General features: G+C 64.1%; 13 protein-coding genes. 6 read left to right on the top strand and 7 right to left on the bottom strand.

From position 1 onward, the window contains the following. Positions 1 to 395: 395 nt before the first annotated feature. Positions 396 to 1,442: a LacI family transcriptional regulator gene (locus tag LB553_RS28885; RefSeq protein WP_224518368.1), complete on the top strand. Its 1,047-nt coding sequence runs from the start codon at positions 396 to 398 to the stop codon at positions 1,440 to 1,442. 133 nt (positions 1,443 to 1,575) lie between these two features. On the opposite strand, the gene gndA is transcribed toward LB553_RS28885, so the two are convergent. From gndA to LB553_RS28855, 6 genes are all read right to left on the bottom strand, one after another. Next, on the bottom strand, positions 1,576 to 3,000 hold the full coding sequence (gene gndA / locus LB553_RS28880; RefSeq protein WP_224518367.1) for an NADP-dependent phosphogluconate dehydrogenase: 1,425 nt from the start codon (positions 2,998 to 3,000) through the stop codon (positions 1,576 to 1,578). A 120-nt stretch (positions 3,001 to 3,120) separates the two neighbouring features. After that, a complete protein-coding gene (locus tag LB553_RS28875; protein ID WP_412033388.1) occupies positions 3,121 to 4,683 on the bottom strand; it encodes a copper resistance CopC/CopD family protein in 1,563 nt (520 codons plus the stop codon). Positions 4,684 to 4,801: 118 nt separating this feature from the next. After that, positions 4,802 to 5,320, bottom strand: a complete 519-nt coding sequence (locus tag LB553_RS28870) for a YcnI family protein (RefSeq protein ID WP_224518365.1) — start codon at positions 5,318 to 5,320, stop codon at positions 4,802 to 4,804. Positions 5,321 to 5,350: 30 nt separating this feature from the next. Beyond that, entirely contained in the window at positions 5,351 to 5,908 is a 558-nt protein-coding gene (locus LB553_RS28865; RefSeq protein ID WP_224518364.1) for a copper chaperone PCu(A)C, read from the bottom strand. Positions 5,909 to 5,996: 88 nt separating this feature from the next. Beyond that, positions 5,997 to 6,344, bottom strand: coding sequence for a DUF2946 family protein (locus LB553_RS28860; RefSeq protein ID WP_224518363.1), 348 nt, complete (start codon positions 6,342 to 6,344; stop codon positions 5,997 to 5,999). Positions 6,345 to 6,488: 144 nt separating this feature from the next. Next, positions 6,489 to 7,391: a GntR family transcriptional regulator gene (locus LB553_RS28855; protein ID WP_140544539.1), complete on the bottom strand. Its 903-nt coding sequence runs from the start codon at positions 7,389 to 7,391 to the stop codon at positions 6,489 to 6,491. 254 nt (positions 7,392 to 7,645) lie between these two features. On the opposite strand from LB553_RS28855, the gene LB553_RS28850 reads away from it, so the two are divergent. The 5 genes from LB553_RS28850 (at position 7,646) to LB553_RS28830 (ending at position 14,287) form a co-directional block, all read left to right on the top strand. Beyond that, the gene (locus tag LB553_RS28850) at positions 7,646 to 9,151 is read left to right on the top strand and encodes a UxaA family hydrolase (RefSeq protein WP_224518362.1); all 1,506 of its coding nucleotides are present in this window, start codon (positions 7,646 to 7,648) and stop codon (positions 9,149 to 9,151) included. Positions 9,152 to 9,533: 382 nt separating this feature from the next. Next, positions 9,534 to 10,529, top strand: a complete 996-nt coding sequence (locus LB553_RS28845; RefSeq protein ID WP_224518361.1) for an ABC transporter substrate-binding protein — start codon at positions 9,534 to 9,536, stop codon at positions 10,527 to 10,529. Between the two features lie 156 nt (positions 10,530 to 10,685). Beyond that, on the top strand, positions 10,686 to 12,239 hold the full coding sequence (locus LB553_RS28840) for a sugar ABC transporter ATP-binding protein (protein WP_224518360.1): 1,554 nt from the start codon (positions 10,686 to 10,688) through the stop codon (positions 12,237 to 12,239). Continuing rightward, positions 12,236 to 13,201 carry an ABC transporter permease gene (locus LB553_RS28835; protein WP_224518359.1) on the top strand — a complete coding sequence of 322 codons (966 nt, stop codon included), beginning with the start codon at positions 12,236 to 12,238 and terminating at the stop codon, positions 13,199 to 13,201. The genes LB553_RS28840 and LB553_RS28835 overlap by 4 nt, the downstream gene beginning before the upstream one ends. Before the next feature lie 69 nt (positions 13,202 to 13,270). Continuing rightward, positions 13,271 to 14,287: a zinc-binding alcohol dehydrogenase family protein gene (locus LB553_RS28830; RefSeq protein WP_224518358.1), complete on the top strand. Its 1,017-nt coding sequence runs from the start codon at positions 13,271 to 13,273 to the stop codon at positions 14,285 to 14,287. A 306-nt stretch (positions 14,288 to 14,593) separates the two neighbouring features. On the opposite strand, the gene phnF is transcribed toward LB553_RS28830, so the two are convergent. Next, entirely contained in the window at positions 14,594 to 15,340 is a 747-nt protein-coding gene (gene phnF, locus LB553_RS28825; protein WP_224518357.1) for a phosphonate metabolism transcriptional regulator PhnF, read from the bottom strand. Positions 15,341 to 15,432: the final 92 nt, after the last annotated feature.

The following is a 15,432-nucleotide window of genomic DNA, read 5'->3' as shown; positions in this document are numbered from 1 at the left end:
CGTGAACCGCTTCGACGCAAACTGAAGCGGACAAATGATGTGCTACCAAACCGGACAACTTGATTAGCTACCGACACCCCTCGCCTTGAGGTCGGCCAAGATTTTTTCGCGACGCGAACAAAATCTTTCTCCCGAGGCGGCAACGCCGGTATCAGATTAGTTGATTGGTGCCAAAAGCAGGCCAAGACCGATATTTCTTTGTGATTCCAGCGACTTTCGGCTCCTCTCCGCATCCGCGATGCCGGCGGCGCGACCTTGCCGGTTGATCACGAAGATTGGCAATCTGTAACGTTTCAGTATATTGAGCCGAGCCGCAAACTGAAGGTCGCGCAAATGTCACCGCCGCACGATTGCCGGTCGGCCCCGCGACTGCTATGCGCCTGACGGGCGGGACGATGGATAGACGGATAACGAAGAAGGGCGACGACGACACGTCGGGCAAGGAACGGCCGACGCTGAAGACGCTTGCCTTCATGACCGGGCTGGGCGTCACGACGGTCTCGCGCGCGCTGAAGGATGCGCCCGAGATCGGCGCCGAGACCAGGCGTCGCGTCCAGCTCGTCGCCAAGCAGATCGGCTATCGCCCCAACCGCGCCGGCGTACGTTTGCGGACCGGCAAGACCAACGTCATCTCGCTCGTGCTGAACACCGAGCACGAGCTGATGAGCTTCGTCTCGGACATCATCTACGGCGTCACCGAGGTGATCGCAGACACGCCCTACCATCTGATCGTCACGCCCTATTCGCGCTCGCAGGACCCGCTGGACCCGGTGCGCTATCTGGTCGAGACGGGCTCGGCCGATGGCGTCATCATCTCACGCACCCAGCCCAACGATCCGCGGGCGCGCTATATGCTGGAGCGCGGCATTCCCTTCGCCACGCATGGCCGCACCGACATGGGGCTGGTGCATCCCTATCACGACTTCGACAATTACACCTTTGCCGGCGAAGCCGTGCGCTATCTCGCCGGCAGGGGCCGCAACCGGCTTGCGCTTGTGACGCCGCCGGTTGGCCTCACCTATTACGGCCATACGATCGCCGGCTTTGCCGATGCGCTGAGCGAGGTGGGCGCCAGCGAAGTGCCGTTCAACACCGTCTCCATCGACCAGTCGATCGAGCAGATCAGGATGCGCACAGCGCAATTGATGCGGCGCAAGGACCGGCCGGACGGCTTCGTCAGCAGCGCTGCCGCCGCGACGCTCGCCATCGTGGCCGGCATCGAGGACGCCGGGCTGAAGCTCGGCCGTGACGTCGACGTGGTGTCGAAACAATCGTCGGAGCTGCTGCATCTGTTCCGGCGAGAGCTGCTCGTCGTCAACGAGAATTTCCGGCTGGCCGGCTCCGAACTCGCCCGCGCGGTGCTCGGCTGGATCGGCGGCGCCGACCCCGGCTCGCTGCAATCTCTCAGTACGCCGAGCGAGGTTTTGCCCTATCGCGGTTGATTGGCGCGACTTGAGGGGCAGGTCAGGCCGAGTCGAAAATGGTGGCTTCCGAGAACCGGGGCGGAGCGTACTTAAAGTACGTGAGCACCGGAAGCGCAGGAAGCCGCCATTTGCAGGCCGGCCTCACCTGGCCCTAGGCGGCCCCACTGCCCCATGGGCCATGAAACGCCCCCTCTTCCCCGACGCGCTCGAAGCCGTGCGCGCCGAAGAAGTCGCGCTGCGCCTGGATCAGGTTCGAGGTGCCGCGTCCTTGGCGGTAGCTGTCGAAATAGGCGAGCGCCGACGACAGCGCCGGCACCGGCGAGCCGGCTTCGGAGGCGCGCGCCACGATGCGCCTCAGCGACGGATGCGCCTCCTTCATCATGGCAATGAAGGCCGGCGCCATCAGCAGATTGGTGGAAGCGCTGCCTGAACCGAACGCCTCGGCCATCGTGTCCAGCATCTGCGAGCGGATGATGCAGCCGGCGCGCCAGATCCTGGCGATGGTCGGCATCGGCAGGTTCCAGTTGAATTCCTTGGAGGCGCCGCTCATCACCGCGAAGCCTTGCGCGTAAGCCGCGATCTTGCCGGCGAACAATGCCAGCTCCAGGTCCTTGAGCAGCGCGCCCCTGTCGCCGGAAATCTTTTCGACGCCGATATTGCCATAGGCCTTTTCCGCCGCCTGCCGCTCATTCTTGATCGAGGACAGCACGCGCGCCGCGACCGCCGCCTCGATCGCCGTCGCCGGAATGCCGAGCTGCTGCGCTTCGATGACCGACCATTTGCCGGTGCCCTTCTGCCCGGCGCGGTCGAGGATAATGTCGGCAACCGGCTTGCCGGTCTTGGGATCGTCGGCGGCGAGAACTTTTGCGGTGATCTCGATCAGGTAGGAGTTGAGCCGGCCCTTGTTCCATTCTTCGAAGACCTTGCCGATCTCCTTCGGCGCCATGCCCAGGCCGTCGCGCAAGATGCCGTAGATCTCGGCGATCATCTGCATGTCGGCATATTCGATGCCGTTGTGGATGGTCTTGACGAAATGGCCGGCGCCGTCGGTGCCGAGCCAGGCGGCGCAGGGCTCGTCCTTGAACTTGGCCGAGATCGCGGTCAGCACCTTCTCGACCCGCTTCCAGGACTCTTCGGTGCCGCCGACCATGATCGACGGACCGTGGCGCGCGCCCTCCTCGCCGCCCGACACGCCCATGCCGATGAAGGTCAGGCCCGAGCCGGACAGCTCCGAGAAGCGCCGCATCGTATCGCGGAAATTGGCGTTGCCGGCATCGATGACGATGTCGTTGTCAGACAGCACGCCGCGCAGCGCCGCGATCTGCTCGTCGACCGGCTTGCCGGCCAGCACCATGATGATGATCGGCCGCGGCGGGCGGATCGCCGCGGCGAGTTCCTCCAGGCTGTAGCAGGCAACGACCCTGTCCTTCAGCGAACCGGCGCTCTCTACGAACGCATCGGTGCGCGACGGTGTGCGGTTGAAGACGGCAATGCGATGCCCATGCTCGGCGATGTTGAGCGCCAGGTTGGAACCCATCGTGCCAAGGCCGATCAGGCCGATTTCGGCTTTTTCCATCGTTTCTTCCCTGCGTTCGGATGCTTATTATGGGTTGCGTCCTGGAGAACGCCTTTCCCAGATGAATGACGGGCCTTGGCGGCTGCGTCAACCGTCTCGCAGGCCGGCCTCACCTGAATATCACTCACCGCGGATATCGATCGGCGCCTCGATCTTCACCATCTCGAAGTCCGAAACGAGGATATCGAGCCGGGCGTTCCAGCGGCCGGGGAGCGGGATAGCGAGATTGTCGATACGCCAGGTGCCGTCGCCGGGTTTTCTCGCCGGCCGCTTGATCGGCTCGATGCCGGAATCCGGCTTCGACAGCACCAGCGTCACCGCCTTGGCGTCGAGAGGCCCGAAATCGCCGGTCATGATCATAATCGAAGCGGCGACCTCGCCGGCATGGCCTGGCGTGATGCTGAGATCGGCCATCGCCTTCAGCGCATGGACGTGGATCGACACCGGCTGCGCGGCGGCAATCGCCAGCGCGCGCGGCGGCGGGGTGAAGCGCCAGCCGTCGGCGACGCCGAAGATGGCCAGCACGATCAGCATCTCGATACCGATCGAGCGCACCATCCGCCGCTGCACCTCGGTGTCGCCGGCCTGGGCGGGCGCTGTCAACGTCCAGCGGTTGATGGCGGCCAACGTGAACAGGAAGAGGAGCAGGGTGAGCTTGAGCAGCAGCAGCCGGCCATAAGCAGTATGGATCAACGCCGCCGGCTGCTGCACCTGGATGATCGCCAGCACGATACCGCTGGCGGCAAGGACAGCCACGACCGGCAGGATCGCGCGGGAGAAGCGCCGCAGAAAGACCTTTGCTTCCGCCGGCTGCTGCCGCAACGCCAGCCCGAGCGGCGCCAGCGAACCGGCCCAGAAGGCGATTGCGGTGCCGTGCAGGAACACCAGTGGCCGCGTCAGCCATTGCGGTTCGGCGGCGCTGGCATGGCCGCTGACCGCAAGGGCGGCGCCGACAGCGAGCAGTGCTGCGCTTGCCGACAGCTTGCGAAGACCTGATGGACCGGCAAGCGAAACCAGCGCGAGACCGAGCGCGATCAGACCGATCACCACCGTCCAGACGAAGCTCGTTTCCAGCGCGGTCCTCCAGACTGTCGGCGCCGCAAACTGGGCGAGCGGCGCGCCAAGCCCATCCAGCCCTTGCAACCCGAGCGACAACGGCGCGCTGGCGAGGCCGAAAAGCAGTGCCGCGGCGACAAAGCGCTGGCCGCAGCGCCGGTCCTCGGCCAACCAGGCAAGCGCGAATGCGCCGCCGACGCCGAGAAAGAGGCCGGCATAGAGAAACAACCTGGCCACCCAGACCATCGCGCGCAGCGTCCAGTCTACGGCTTCGCCCGCCACCGGCGCGGCACTTGGCGCGCCGATGGAAAAAAGCGCTGAACCGCCGACCGGATGGCCGTCGACCGACACCACCCGCCAGCTCAGCACATGCGTGCCGGATTTGAGCGTTTCGGGATTGTCGATCTCGACCGTCTGGTCCTTGAGACGGAAGGATGTCAGCGCAAGCTGCGAGCCGTCCGGCCGCACAAGCGTCAGCACAAGCGGCGAGACAGGCTCGCTGAAGGTCAGTGAGAATTGGCCGGGACCTTGCGTCAGCACGGCGCCGTCAGCCGGGTCGGTCGCGACGAGCGCCGCATGCGCCAAGGCGCGGCCGGGCATTGCCAACACCAGCATCGCCACGAGCATTGCCACCAGCCAGGCAAGCGAGCCGGCAAGCATGCGGTTCATCGAGGAAGGCAGTGCTGCGTTCATGCCGTCATAACAGGAAATGGTGGCGCGCCCCGAGGGAGCGCGCCAACAGAGATCATTTCTTCGGCAGCAATTTGATGCCGGGCGCCGGCGTTTCCAAGGCATCCTCATCCTGGCCAGCCGCCGGGATCTCGATCCAGCGCTCGGCGGCATCGCCGCATTCCTGCACCACCGGGAAATAGAGCATCTGGCCGGCCGGCAGATCGGCCGCCAGCGAAGCGCGAAAGACGAACTCGTCATAGAATTCGTCGGGCAGATTGCCGCCGCTCCAGTCCACTTCCTTGACGCCAGTGGTCAACGTCTCGCCATAGAGCTGGTAGGATTTCTCGTATTTGCCCTTCTTGACCTGCAGCGTCCAGCCGGGCTTGGGCATCGGCTTCACCGCGATGACGCCTTCGGGGATCTGCACACGCACGGCGGTCGTCGCCTTCCCCTCGCAGCCATGCGGCACGCGCAAGACCGCCTTGTAGGTCGAGCCGACGGCCGCTTCCTGTGTTTCGAGCGTAATATGGGCGAGCGCGGCATTGGTCCCGAACGCGCAAAGCACGCCCGCCGCCAAAAGATACTTTTTCATGAATTGTCCCTCTGATTTCGAATTGGCGGATTATTCGGCGTGATCCATGTCGCCCATATCGCCACTGCCCGTCTCGCCCATGCCTTCGACGGCGAACTCGACCTTGACGCTGCCGGCCTTCTCGAAGGTCAGCGTCGCGGGGAATTTCTCGCCCTGCTTCGGCTGCCGCTTCAGGCCGGTGAACATCAGGTGGTAGGCGCCTGGCTTCAGCGCGACCTTGCCGCCGGCCGGGATCTCCAGGCCGCCCTCGACCGGTCGCATGATCATGACGCCGTCCTTGACGCCCATCTCATGCAGCTCGGCCTTTTCGGAGATGTCGGAGGAAATCGACAGCAGCCGGTCCGGCACGCTGCCTTTGTTGACCACGGTGAAATAGCCGCCGGCCACCTTGGCGCCGGGCGGCGTCGCCCGAGACCAGGGATGCTCGATCTCGAGATCGCCGACCTTGAACTCATGCGCGAGGGCGGCGGGAATGCAGGCGAAGAGCAAAAACAGGGTGAGCACTGCAAGACCAACGCGCTGCTGGAGGTGAAACGGCGGCGCGCCGCGAAGGGCGAAGGCTTGCGCCTTGGGAAGAAGATTGGACATGGTTGCTCCATGAGTACGGGATCGCGCCGGAATGCGGCCGCGAACAGTCTGATCTTTGGATGAATAGGCCTGCGGAAGGTTCCGCGGATCAGACCATCGCCGGCGGCGCGCGAGGATTGGCCGGAGAGCGGTCGCGGGCGAAATCCTGGTGCCGGAAGGCCGGAAGCTGGAAGGCGACGGCCTCGAAAAGCTGGGTCCTGGCCAGGGCGACGGCCTCTGGCGGCGGCATATGCGCCGCCGAAACCATGTTGCAGCCGACCGAGCAGCAGGCCGGCAGATGTTGTTGGTGGGAATCGCCGCCGGGGAGTTTTACAGCGCCTTCATGCGTGCAGATGACGTTGCCGAAGGCGTCGACCTGCGAAGGCGCGCCGAAGGCGAAAGGGCCGAGAGAGGTCTGAAGCAATAGAAGCAGCGCCGCGACGAACGCGGCCGGCATGCTCCATCGTCTCAGGCGGATATCCAACGCAAAGCCTCTCCCGGAAACGCGTCGACGGTAGCACGGGGAATGCGCGCGGGAAATCGGCAAAACCGCGCTGCGGCAACGCGGCGCGACAGGTCGTCGTGGATCGCGGCCCGCCTGTCAGGCGGGCTGCATCTGCCGCCCTTCAGGAATGGAGGTCAGCAGCGTCTGGCGCGCCGACTTCAGGTGCTTGCGACAGGCGGCGTCCACCTTGCCGGGATCGCGGGATTTCAGCGCCGCGATGTAGGCGAGATGCTCCTGGATAGCGACCTCGTTGCGCTGGCGCTCCTCAGCCTTGTTCCACTGATAGTGGTAGTGGAAGATCATAGCGATGACATCGTAGAAGTCGACGATGAAGCGATTGTGCGAGGCGCGGTGGATCAGCCGGTGGAAGCGCTCGTCGAGCTCGGAGAATTCGTTGAAGCGCGTGGCGATCTCGCTGGCGAGCTGGCGATGCTCGAGCTCCAGCCGGTCAAGATCGGCCCATACCGCGCTATCTTCCGGCAGCGCGGCGAAAGCCGCCGCCGAACGCAGCTCGAAAATCTCGCGGATCTCGGTCAGCTCCAGCGCGAAGGCGCGTGTGAAACCCTTCAGCACCCAGTGGCTGTTGCGCCGCTTCTCGATCAGCCCGAAGCGCGAGAAGCGGATCAGGAATTCGCGCACGCTGGTGGTGCCAACGCCGATCTCGCGCGCCAACTCCAGCTCGTTGATCTGCATGCCGGCTTCCGCGCCGCCCGCAAGCAGGCGACGCATGAAGGAGCGCTCGATGATCTCGGCCAGCGAGTCGGTCTCCTCCTCGGGGAAGAAATCCTCCGGCCGCGGCGCCCTGAGCACCGTCTTGTTGCGCTTGTTCCAGTCGATCAGCCCGGTTTCTTCCATGCGCGCAAGGATGCTGCGCACCGTGGTACGGCTGACGCCGAGCAGCGTGCCGAGCTCCGGTTCCGACGGCAGGCTCTTGGTCTCGTCGAGCAGCCGCAGACAGCGGTTATAGGCGTCCTTGTAGACGTTGTTGCTCTTCGACATGCCCCGTATCCCCAGCGCTTGCGGCGGCCTGCCGGAAGCGCGATATGATCGGTGTACCTAGCGCAAGCTTCCGAAAAGCGGAACGCCTTTCGCCGGCTTGCCGGAAAGACAATCATGCGCGTCCCAACGATGCGCATTGCCCGCGACGAAAAAACAATTGACGCAAAAATGTTTTTTCCCGATAAAAGACATTACCTTTAAACGGGCGCAAGTCAATCCGCCCGCATTCCCAGGATCACCCAGGACAGCCGCCCGTGAACGTTGCAAACACCATTCTCCTTTCTCCCGCCGACAATGTCGCCGTCGCCAATGGCCGTCTCGAGATCGGCGCCGCATTGCCGGGCGGCGCAAAGGCTATTGCGGTGATCGAGCCGGGTCACAAGGTCGCGATCAAGCCCATCGCCGCGGGCGAAGCGGTGGTGAAGTACGCGCAGGCGATCGGTCGCGCCACGCAAGACATCGCGCCCGGCGAGCATGTCCATTCGCACAATCTGGTTTTCGAGAGCGGCCGCCTGCCGGTGGTGCCGCCGAGCGAGGCCGAGCACGCCACCGAGGCCGACCGCAAGCGCACCTTCATGGGCTATCGGCGCGCCGATGGCCGCGCCGGCACGCGCAATTTCATCGGCATCATCGCCAGCGTCAATTGCTCGTCTACCGTCTGCCACGCCATTGCGGACGAAGCCAACCGCACGCTGCTGCCGAAATATCCCGGCATCGACGGTTTCGTGCCGATCGTGCACGGCCAGGGTTGCGGCATGAGCGCCACCGGCGACGGTATGATGGTGCTGCACCGCACGCTGGCCGGCTATGCCCGCCATCCGAATTTCGGCGGCGTGCTGATGGTCGGGCTCGGCTGCGAAGTCAACCAGCTCACGCTGTATGGTCAGAAGGGCGCGGCTGCAGGAAAGCGGCATTTCAACATCCAGGAGGCCGGCGGCTCGCGCAAGTCGGTCGAGAAGGCGATGGGCGTGCTGGCCGAGATTGCCGAGGAGGTCGGCCACCTGCAACGCGAGCCGATCCCGGTCTCGGAGATCGTCGTCGGCCTGCAATGCGGCGGCTCTGACGGCATGTCCGGCATCACCGCAAACCCGGCGCTGGGCGCCGCCGTCGATATCCTGGCCGGCTGCGGCGGCATCGGCATCCTGTCGGAAACGACCGAGATCTACGGCGCCGAACATCTGCTCGCCTATCGCGCCGCCTCGCCTGAGATCGCCGCCAAGCTCGACGGCTTTGTGAAATGGTGGGAGGACCACACCGCCAAACACGGCGCCTCGATCGACAACAACCCCTCGCCCGGCAACAAGCGCGGCGGCCTGACCACGATCCTCGAGAAATCGCTGGGCGCGGTCGCCAAGGGCGGCCAGACACCGCTCAACGGCGTCTTCGGCTATGCCGAGAAGGTGTCCGGCAGTGGCCTGGTGTTCATGGACACGCCCGGTTACGACCCGGTCTCGGCGACCGGACAGGTGGCCGGCGGCGCCAACGTCATCGTCTTCACCACCGGCCGCGGCTCCTGCTTCGGCTGCCGCCCGACGCCGTCAATCAAGGTCGCCACCAATTCGACCATGTATCACCAGATGGAAGAGGACATGGACGTCAATTGCGGCGTCATCGCCTCGGGCGAGAAGACGATCGCCGGCATGGGCCGCGAGATCTTCGAGCTGATCATCGAGACCGCGTCCGGCCGAAAAACCAAGAGCGAGGCGTTCGGCTACGGCGACAACGAATTCGTGCCCTGGCATCTCGGCGCAACGCTTTAGCGCCTGATCCCGAAAAGTGGGAACGAAACGTCATCCTGATCCAGTCCCCAGGCCGGTCGTCGCGACGGAAGCGCTACCGACAGCAAGGACGCCGGCTTCACAATTGCGCGACTTCGTGATGGAATGAATATTCCACATTGACAGTACCGTGAAATTATCGTTCCATAGCGACAAGGAGGAACGGAAGCGCCGATATGTATTAGGGAGGAGCAAACCTCGTCCCGGATCACATGAACGGCACCAGACACCGCTTGCATCGGTCATGGCGATGCATTATCAACAAAAGGCAATCTGTTTTTTATTGATAAAGTTCTGTTTTTGGACTCGCCTATCCAGACGGAGCTTCCGCAACCTTCACCAGGCGACCTTAGGGAGGAACCTAATGAAATTCGTGACCAGCCTTCTGAACCGCCGCGCCTTCGTGGCCTTGGCCGCAGCGTCGATGCTTGCCGGCGCAATGCATTCCGCGCCCGCTTCGGCAGCCGACGTGACCATTCCGATCATCGTCAAGGACACCACCTCTTTCTACTGGCAGATTGTGCTGGCCGGCGCGCGCAAGGCTGGCAAGGATCTCGGCGTCAACGTGCCGGAGCTCGGCGCGCAGGCCGAAACCGACGTCAACGGCCAGATCTCCATTCTCGAGAACGCCGTCGCCAGCAACCCGGCGGCAATCGTCATCTCTCCGACCGAGTTCAAGGCGCTCGGCAAGCCGATCGACGAGGCAGCTTCCAAGGTCAAGGTCATCGGCATCGACTCCGGCGCCGACTCCAAGGCCTTCACCTCCTTCCTGACGACCGACAACGTGCAGGGCGGCCGCGTCGCTGCTGACGGCCTCGCCGCCGCCATCGGCGCCGCCAATGGCGGCAAGGTGGAAGGCAAGGTCGCGCTGATCACCGCGCTTCCCGGCGCCGGCTCGCTCGAGCAGCGCAAGCAAGGCTTCATCGAACAGATCAAGGCCAAGTATCCGGGCCTCCAGCTTGTCGCCGACAAATATGCCGACGGCCAGGCCACCACGGGCTTGAATATCGCCACCGACCTGATCACCGCCAATCCTGACCTCAAGGGCATCTTCGCCTCGAACCTGATCATGGCGCAGGGCGTCGGCCAGGCGATCGCCGAAAACAATCTCGGCGGCAAGGTGGCGCTGATCGGCTTCGACAGCGACGAAAAGCTGATCAAGTTCCTCAATGACGGCGTCATCTCGGGTCTGGTCGTCCAGGATCCGTACCGGATGGGTTATGACGGTATCAAGACCGCTCTGGCCGCCTCGAAGGGCGAGAAGGTCGAGGCCAACGTCGACACCGGCGCGAACCTCGTCACCAAGGATAACATGAAGGATCCGAAGATCGACGCTCTGCTCAACCCGAAGCTCAAGTGAGCAGCGTTGCGACAGTCGTTTCCGGGGCCTTGCGCCCCGGAAACATCCATCGGGGCGATTTGGAATTCGCCGGCCTGATTTAGGCTCCGACTTCAAGATGCGCGCCAGACGCATCGCTGCGGACCCAACGGTTGAGACCAATCTGGGAGGATTGTCATGACGTCGACGGCGCAGGACCTGCACCCCGCCCCCACGCTGGCCCCGGGCAGGACAATCCTCGAGCTCAACGGCCTGGAAAAGCGCTATCCCGGCACACATGCGCTGAAGCCCGTGCACCTTGCCTTCAAGGCGGGCGAGATCCACGCCATCGTCGGCGAGAACGGCGCCGGCAAATCGACCCTCATCAAGCTCCTGACCGGCGTCATGCCGCGCACTTCCGGCGAGGTGATCTGGGAAGGCAAGCCGACCGCCTTGGCCACGCCGCATGAGGCGATGGCGCTGGGCATCAACGCCGTCCACCAGGAGGTGGTGCTGTGCCGCCATCTCACCGTCGCCGCCAACATGTTCCTCGGCGAGGAGGAGTCACGCTTCGGCCTGCTGCAGCAGCGCGCCATGGTGAAGGACGCGCAAAAGATCATTGACGGGCTGGGCTTCGACCTGCCGGCGCATGTCATGCTCGGCGATCTCACCATCGGCCAGCAGCAGCTGATCGCCGCGGCGCGGGCCACCGTGCGCGGTACGAAGTTTCTGATCTTCGACGAACCGACCGCTTACCTCACCCGCAAAGAGGCCGACCAGCTCTTCGAGCTGATTCGCCGCCTCAAAGGCGAAGGCGTCACCATCATTTATATCAGCCACCGCATGGAGGAAGTGTTCGAGCTCGCCGACCGCGTTTCCGTGCTGCGCGACGGCACTCTGGTCGGCACCCGCAACATCGCCGAGACGGACGAGCCCGAGCTGGTCAAGCTGATGATCAACCGCTCGATCGAACAGATCTACCACAAGGAGCATTTCACCCCCGGCGCGACCATCGTCGAGACGAAGAACCTCTCCGGCAAAGGCTTCGAGAATGTCTCGGTGACCGTCCGCGCCGGTGAGATCGTCGGCCTCTACGGACTGATCGGCGCCGGGCGCAGCGAGTTCGTCACCACGCTCTATGGCCGCCACAGGAAATCGGCCGGCCAGATCCTGTGGCAAGGCAAGGAAGTCCAGGTCAATTCCGAGCATGACGCGATCCGGCTCGGCATGGCGCTGGCCCCGGAAAGCCGCCGCGACCAGGGCCTGTGCCTCAATTTGCCGGTTGGCATGAACCTCAACCTGCCGATCTACAAACGCATCTCCAGCAATTTTCTGATCTCCGGCGCCAAAGAAAAGGCCGAGGCCGACCGCCAGATCGCCGATCTCAGGATCAAGACACCGACGCGCCATGCGCTGGCTTCAAGCCTCTCAGGCGGCAACCAGCAGAAGATCGTCATCGGCAAATGGCTGGCGCATGGCGCCAAGCTGTTCATCTTCGACGAGCCGACGGTGGGCGTCGATGTCGGCACCAAGGCCGAGATCTACCGCCTGTTCTCGACGCTCCTGTCCAAGGGCGCCGGCATCATCCTGATCTCGTCCTATCTGCCGGAAGTCTATGAGCTTGCCGACACGCTGCACGTGTTCCGGCGCGGCAAGCTGGTCGCGACCCATGGTTTCCGCACCGCCAGCCACGAGGACATTTTAGGTCAGGCACTGGCCGAGAAACAAGAAAAGTCGGGAGGACAAAAATGAGCACCGAGGCGATCGCCGCCGAAAAACCCAAGCGCAATTTCAACGCCCTCTTCGGCCTGACGCTGCTTGGCCTTTTGCTCCTGATGTGGATCGTGCTGGCAGTCGCCACGCCGTCCTTCGCCACGACGCTCAACATCACCAACCTTCTGCGTCAGGGCTCGCTGATCGCCATCCTCGCCGTCGGCCAGACCTTCGTCATCATCACCGGCGGCATCGATCTGTCGGTCGGCGCGGTGGTCGGCTTCACCACCGTCATTGTCGCGCTTTTGATCAACGCCGGCTGGCCGATCTGGGCGGCGGTGCTGGCCACCCTGCTGGTCGGTATCGCCATCGGCCTCTTCCACGGCTTCGGCATCGTCAAGATGGGACTGCCGCCTTTCATCATAACCCTGGCTACAATGACCTCGCTGCGCGGCATCGGCCTTCTGATGACGAACGGCAACTCGATCTCGATCAACAGCGACTCGTTCCAGGCTTTCTCGCGCGGCTCGCTCGCGGGCATCCCCTATCTGTTCTGGATGGTGATCCTGGTCGCCATCCCCTCCTACATCTTCCTGCATCACACGCGCTGGGGCCGTTACCTGTTCTCGGTCGGCTCCAACGCCGAGGCCGCGCGCCTGTCCGGCGTCAACGTGCCGCGCACCATCTTCATGGCCTACGTCCTGTCCGGCCTTCTGGCGGCCATTGTCGGCGTGCTCCTGGCCTCGCGCATCGGCATCGGCAACCCGACGCAGGGCGATACTTACGAGCTGCAGGCTATCGCCTCGTCGGTGATCGGCGGCACCTCGCTCTTCGGCGCCATCGGCTCCGTGCACGGGCCGCTGATCGGCTCCTTCATCCTTTCGACGATCAACAACGGCGCCAACCTGCTCAACGTCAACACGTTCTGGCAGCGCGTCATCACCGGCCTGCTGATCATCGTCATCGTCTACTTCGACGGCCTGCGCCGTCGCGGCAAATGACTCCTCCCTGAAACTAACGCGCCGGCCCCGCTCGAGCGAGGCCGGCGCTCTTTTGCTTGGATTTGCGACATGAAAGCCGTTGTCTGCCGTTCGCCCGGCGAGCTTGTCCTCGAAGATCGCGCCGACCCAGGCGCGCCGCCGCCCGGCTGGGCGCGCGTCGCGGTCAGCCATGTCGGCATCTGCGGCACCGACTATCATATCTTCGAAGGCAAGCACCCGTTCCTGGCCTATCCGCGCGTCATGGGCCACGAGGTCTCGGGCACGATCGTCGAGACGGGCGAAGGCGTCGATCTGGCCGTGGGCGAGCCGGTGATCATCAACCCTTATCTTTCATGCGGTAAATGCATCGCCTGCCGGCACGGCAAGCCGAATTGCTGCGTGAAGATCGAGGTGCTGGGCGTCCACCGCGACGGCGCCATGTGCGACGAGATCCTTGTGCCGGCCCAGAACCTTTATCCGACAAACGGCCTGTCGCTCGCCGATGCCGCGGCAGTCGAATTCCTGGCGATCGGCGCGCATGCCGTGCGCAGATCGCTCGGGCTGCCCGGCCAGCGCACGCTGGTCATCGGCGCCGGGCCGATCGGCCTCGGCACGGCGATCTTCGCGCGCATCGCCGGGCTCGACGTCAGCCTGCTCGACATGAGCGCCGAGCGGCTCGATTTCGCCGAAAAGCAACTCGGCTTTGCCGCGCTGGACGGCTCGAAGGCAGCGGCCGACGAACTGGTGCGGCAGGCAACTGCCGGTGAAGGGTTCGACCTTGTGTTCGACGCGACCGGCAACACGCAATCGGTGCAGTCGGCCTTCGCCCATGTCGCGCATGGCGGCACGCTGGTGCTGGTCAGCGTGGTCAAAGACGATATCGCTTTCTCCGATCCTGAATTCCACAAGCGCGAGATGACGCTGGTCGGCAGCCGCAATGCCCTCAAAGCCGATTTCGAGCATGTGGCCGCCTCGATCCGCAACGGCGCCGTGCCCTTGAACAAGCTGGTCACCCACCGCACCACGCTCGCCGGCACGCCGCGCGACCTGGCCAGATGGACGCATGAGAAGTCGGGCCTGATCAAGGCGGTTATAGAGGTGGGGTGAGACGCCGGTTCGCCGACACGAAAACTCCGTGGGTGACAGCACTGGATTTGGCAGAGCATGCCTTTGCGATTAGCCGAAACCTCTGTCACATCGTCATCCACGGGCGGAGCAAGGAGCGTAGCGACGCAGCGCAGACCCGAGGATCCATTCCGTGACGCCAACGCGTTGCAACGATCCAGAATTCTGCTCCGCTGCGCTCTACGGTCGAGGTTACGGAATGGATCCTCGGGTCTGCGCTCCGCTTCGCGTCGCTACGCCCGTGGATGACGACCTCTGGGTTTATCGCCTTCGGTGACGACGCGGAAACTAATCGCCGGCCGAGAGCCTAAGCTCCACCCGCTCCGCCGGAAAGCGCGACTCCGCGAACTGGATCGGCTCACCGTCGAGCGTCACGTTGACGGCAATGGTGACCAGCACGATGGCGCCGGGCTGCAGATCGAGGGCTGCAAGATCGTCGGCGTCGGCGTGTCGCGCCGACAGCACGGTCGAATGCCGCAGATAGTCGATGATGCCGAAGCGCTTCAGCGAGGCGGTGATCGACCCCGTCTCGGCCATCGCCGCCTCGATGCCGGCGAAGCGTTTGGCGTCGAACCATGTCGTTGCGCGCGAGACCGCATGACCGTCCGCCTCGCCGCGCGTCTCCAGGCGGATGACGGCCGCGCCCTTGGCGATGCCCAGCGCCTCGGCGATGCGCCGGCTGGCCGGCTCCGTCGACGACGACAAGAGCGCGATATGCCGCTCGCTCGTCTGCCCCTGCAGTCCGGTCGAGAAGCGGGTGCGCGCGCCGATCGGATAGGACAGCCGCTTGCGCGACAAGACGAAGGTGCCGCGTCCCTGCTCGGCCTTCAGCACGCCTTCCTGCACAAGCGCTGCAATGGCGCTGCGCACCGTGTGGCGGTTGACGCCGTAGCGCTCGGCCAGCACGATCTCGGGCGGCAGCGCCGCATTCTGGGCGAAATCACCATTGGCAATCGCCTGCAGGATCCTGTCGGCGATCTGCCGCCATAGCGACACGCCGTTGCGTCTCTCGATGCTGCTTGCCAGCCCGGTCATTTTCCCACCCCCAACGTCATCACCCTGAACTTTTGCACCCGTTGTCATCCACGCGTCATGGACTCCCGATACTAAGTGAGTATAATTTGTAT

The sequence above is a fragment of the Mesorhizobium sp. CA8 genome (assembly GCF_020164955.1).
Lineage (GTDB): Bacteria > Pseudomonadota > Alphaproteobacteria > Rhizobiales > Rhizobiaceae > Mesorhizobium.
This window is presented reverse-complemented; position numbering and strand designations above follow the sequence as displayed.

Excerpts from the sequence above, each read along its gene's own strand:
- LB553_RS28885 (WP_224518368.1), top strand. The coding sequence starts at position 396 with ATGGATAGACGGATAACGAAGAAGGGCGACGACGACACGTCGGGCAAG.
- gndA (WP_224518367.1), bottom strand. The coding sequence starts at position 3,000 with ATGGAAAAAGCCGAAATCGGCCTGATCGGCCTTGGCACGATGGGTTCC.
- LB553_RS28875 (WP_412033388.1), bottom strand. The coding sequence starts at position 4,683 with ATGCTCGTGGCGATGCTGGTGTTGGCAATGCCCGGCCGCGCCTTGGCG.
- LB553_RS28870 (WP_224518365.1), bottom strand. The coding sequence starts at position 5,320 with ATGAAAAAGTATCTTTTGGCGGCGGGCGTGCTTTGCGCGTTCGGGACC.
- LB553_RS28865 (WP_224518364.1), bottom strand. The coding sequence starts at position 5,908 with ATGTCCAATCTTCTTCCCAAGGCGCAAGCCTTCGCCCTTCGCGGCGCG.
- LB553_RS28860 (WP_224518363.1), bottom strand. The coding sequence starts at position 6,344 with ATGCCGGCCGCGTTCGTCGCGGCGCTGCTTCTATTGCTTCAGACCTCT.
- LB553_RS28855 (WP_140544539.1), bottom strand. The coding sequence starts at position 7,391 with ATGTCGAAGAGCAACAACGTCTACAAGGACGCCTATAACCGCTGTCTG.
- LB553_RS28845 (WP_224518361.1), top strand. The coding sequence starts at position 9,534 with ATGAAATTCGTGACCAGCCTTCTGAACCGCCGCGCCTTCGTGGCCTTG.
- LB553_RS28840 (WP_224518360.1), top strand. The coding sequence starts at position 10,686 with ATGACGTCGACGGCGCAGGACCTGCACCCCGCCCCCACGCTGGCCCCG.
- LB553_RS28835 (WP_224518359.1), top strand. The coding sequence starts at position 12,236 with ATGAGCACCGAGGCGATCGCCGCCGAAAAACCCAAGCGCAATTTCAAC.
- LB553_RS28830 (WP_224518358.1), top strand. The coding sequence starts at position 13,271 with ATGAAAGCCGTTGTCTGCCGTTCGCCCGGCGAGCTTGTCCTCGAAGAT.
- phnF (WP_224518357.1), bottom strand. The coding sequence starts at position 15,340 with ATGACCGGGCTGGCAAGCAGCATCGAGAGACGCAACGGCGTGTCGCTA.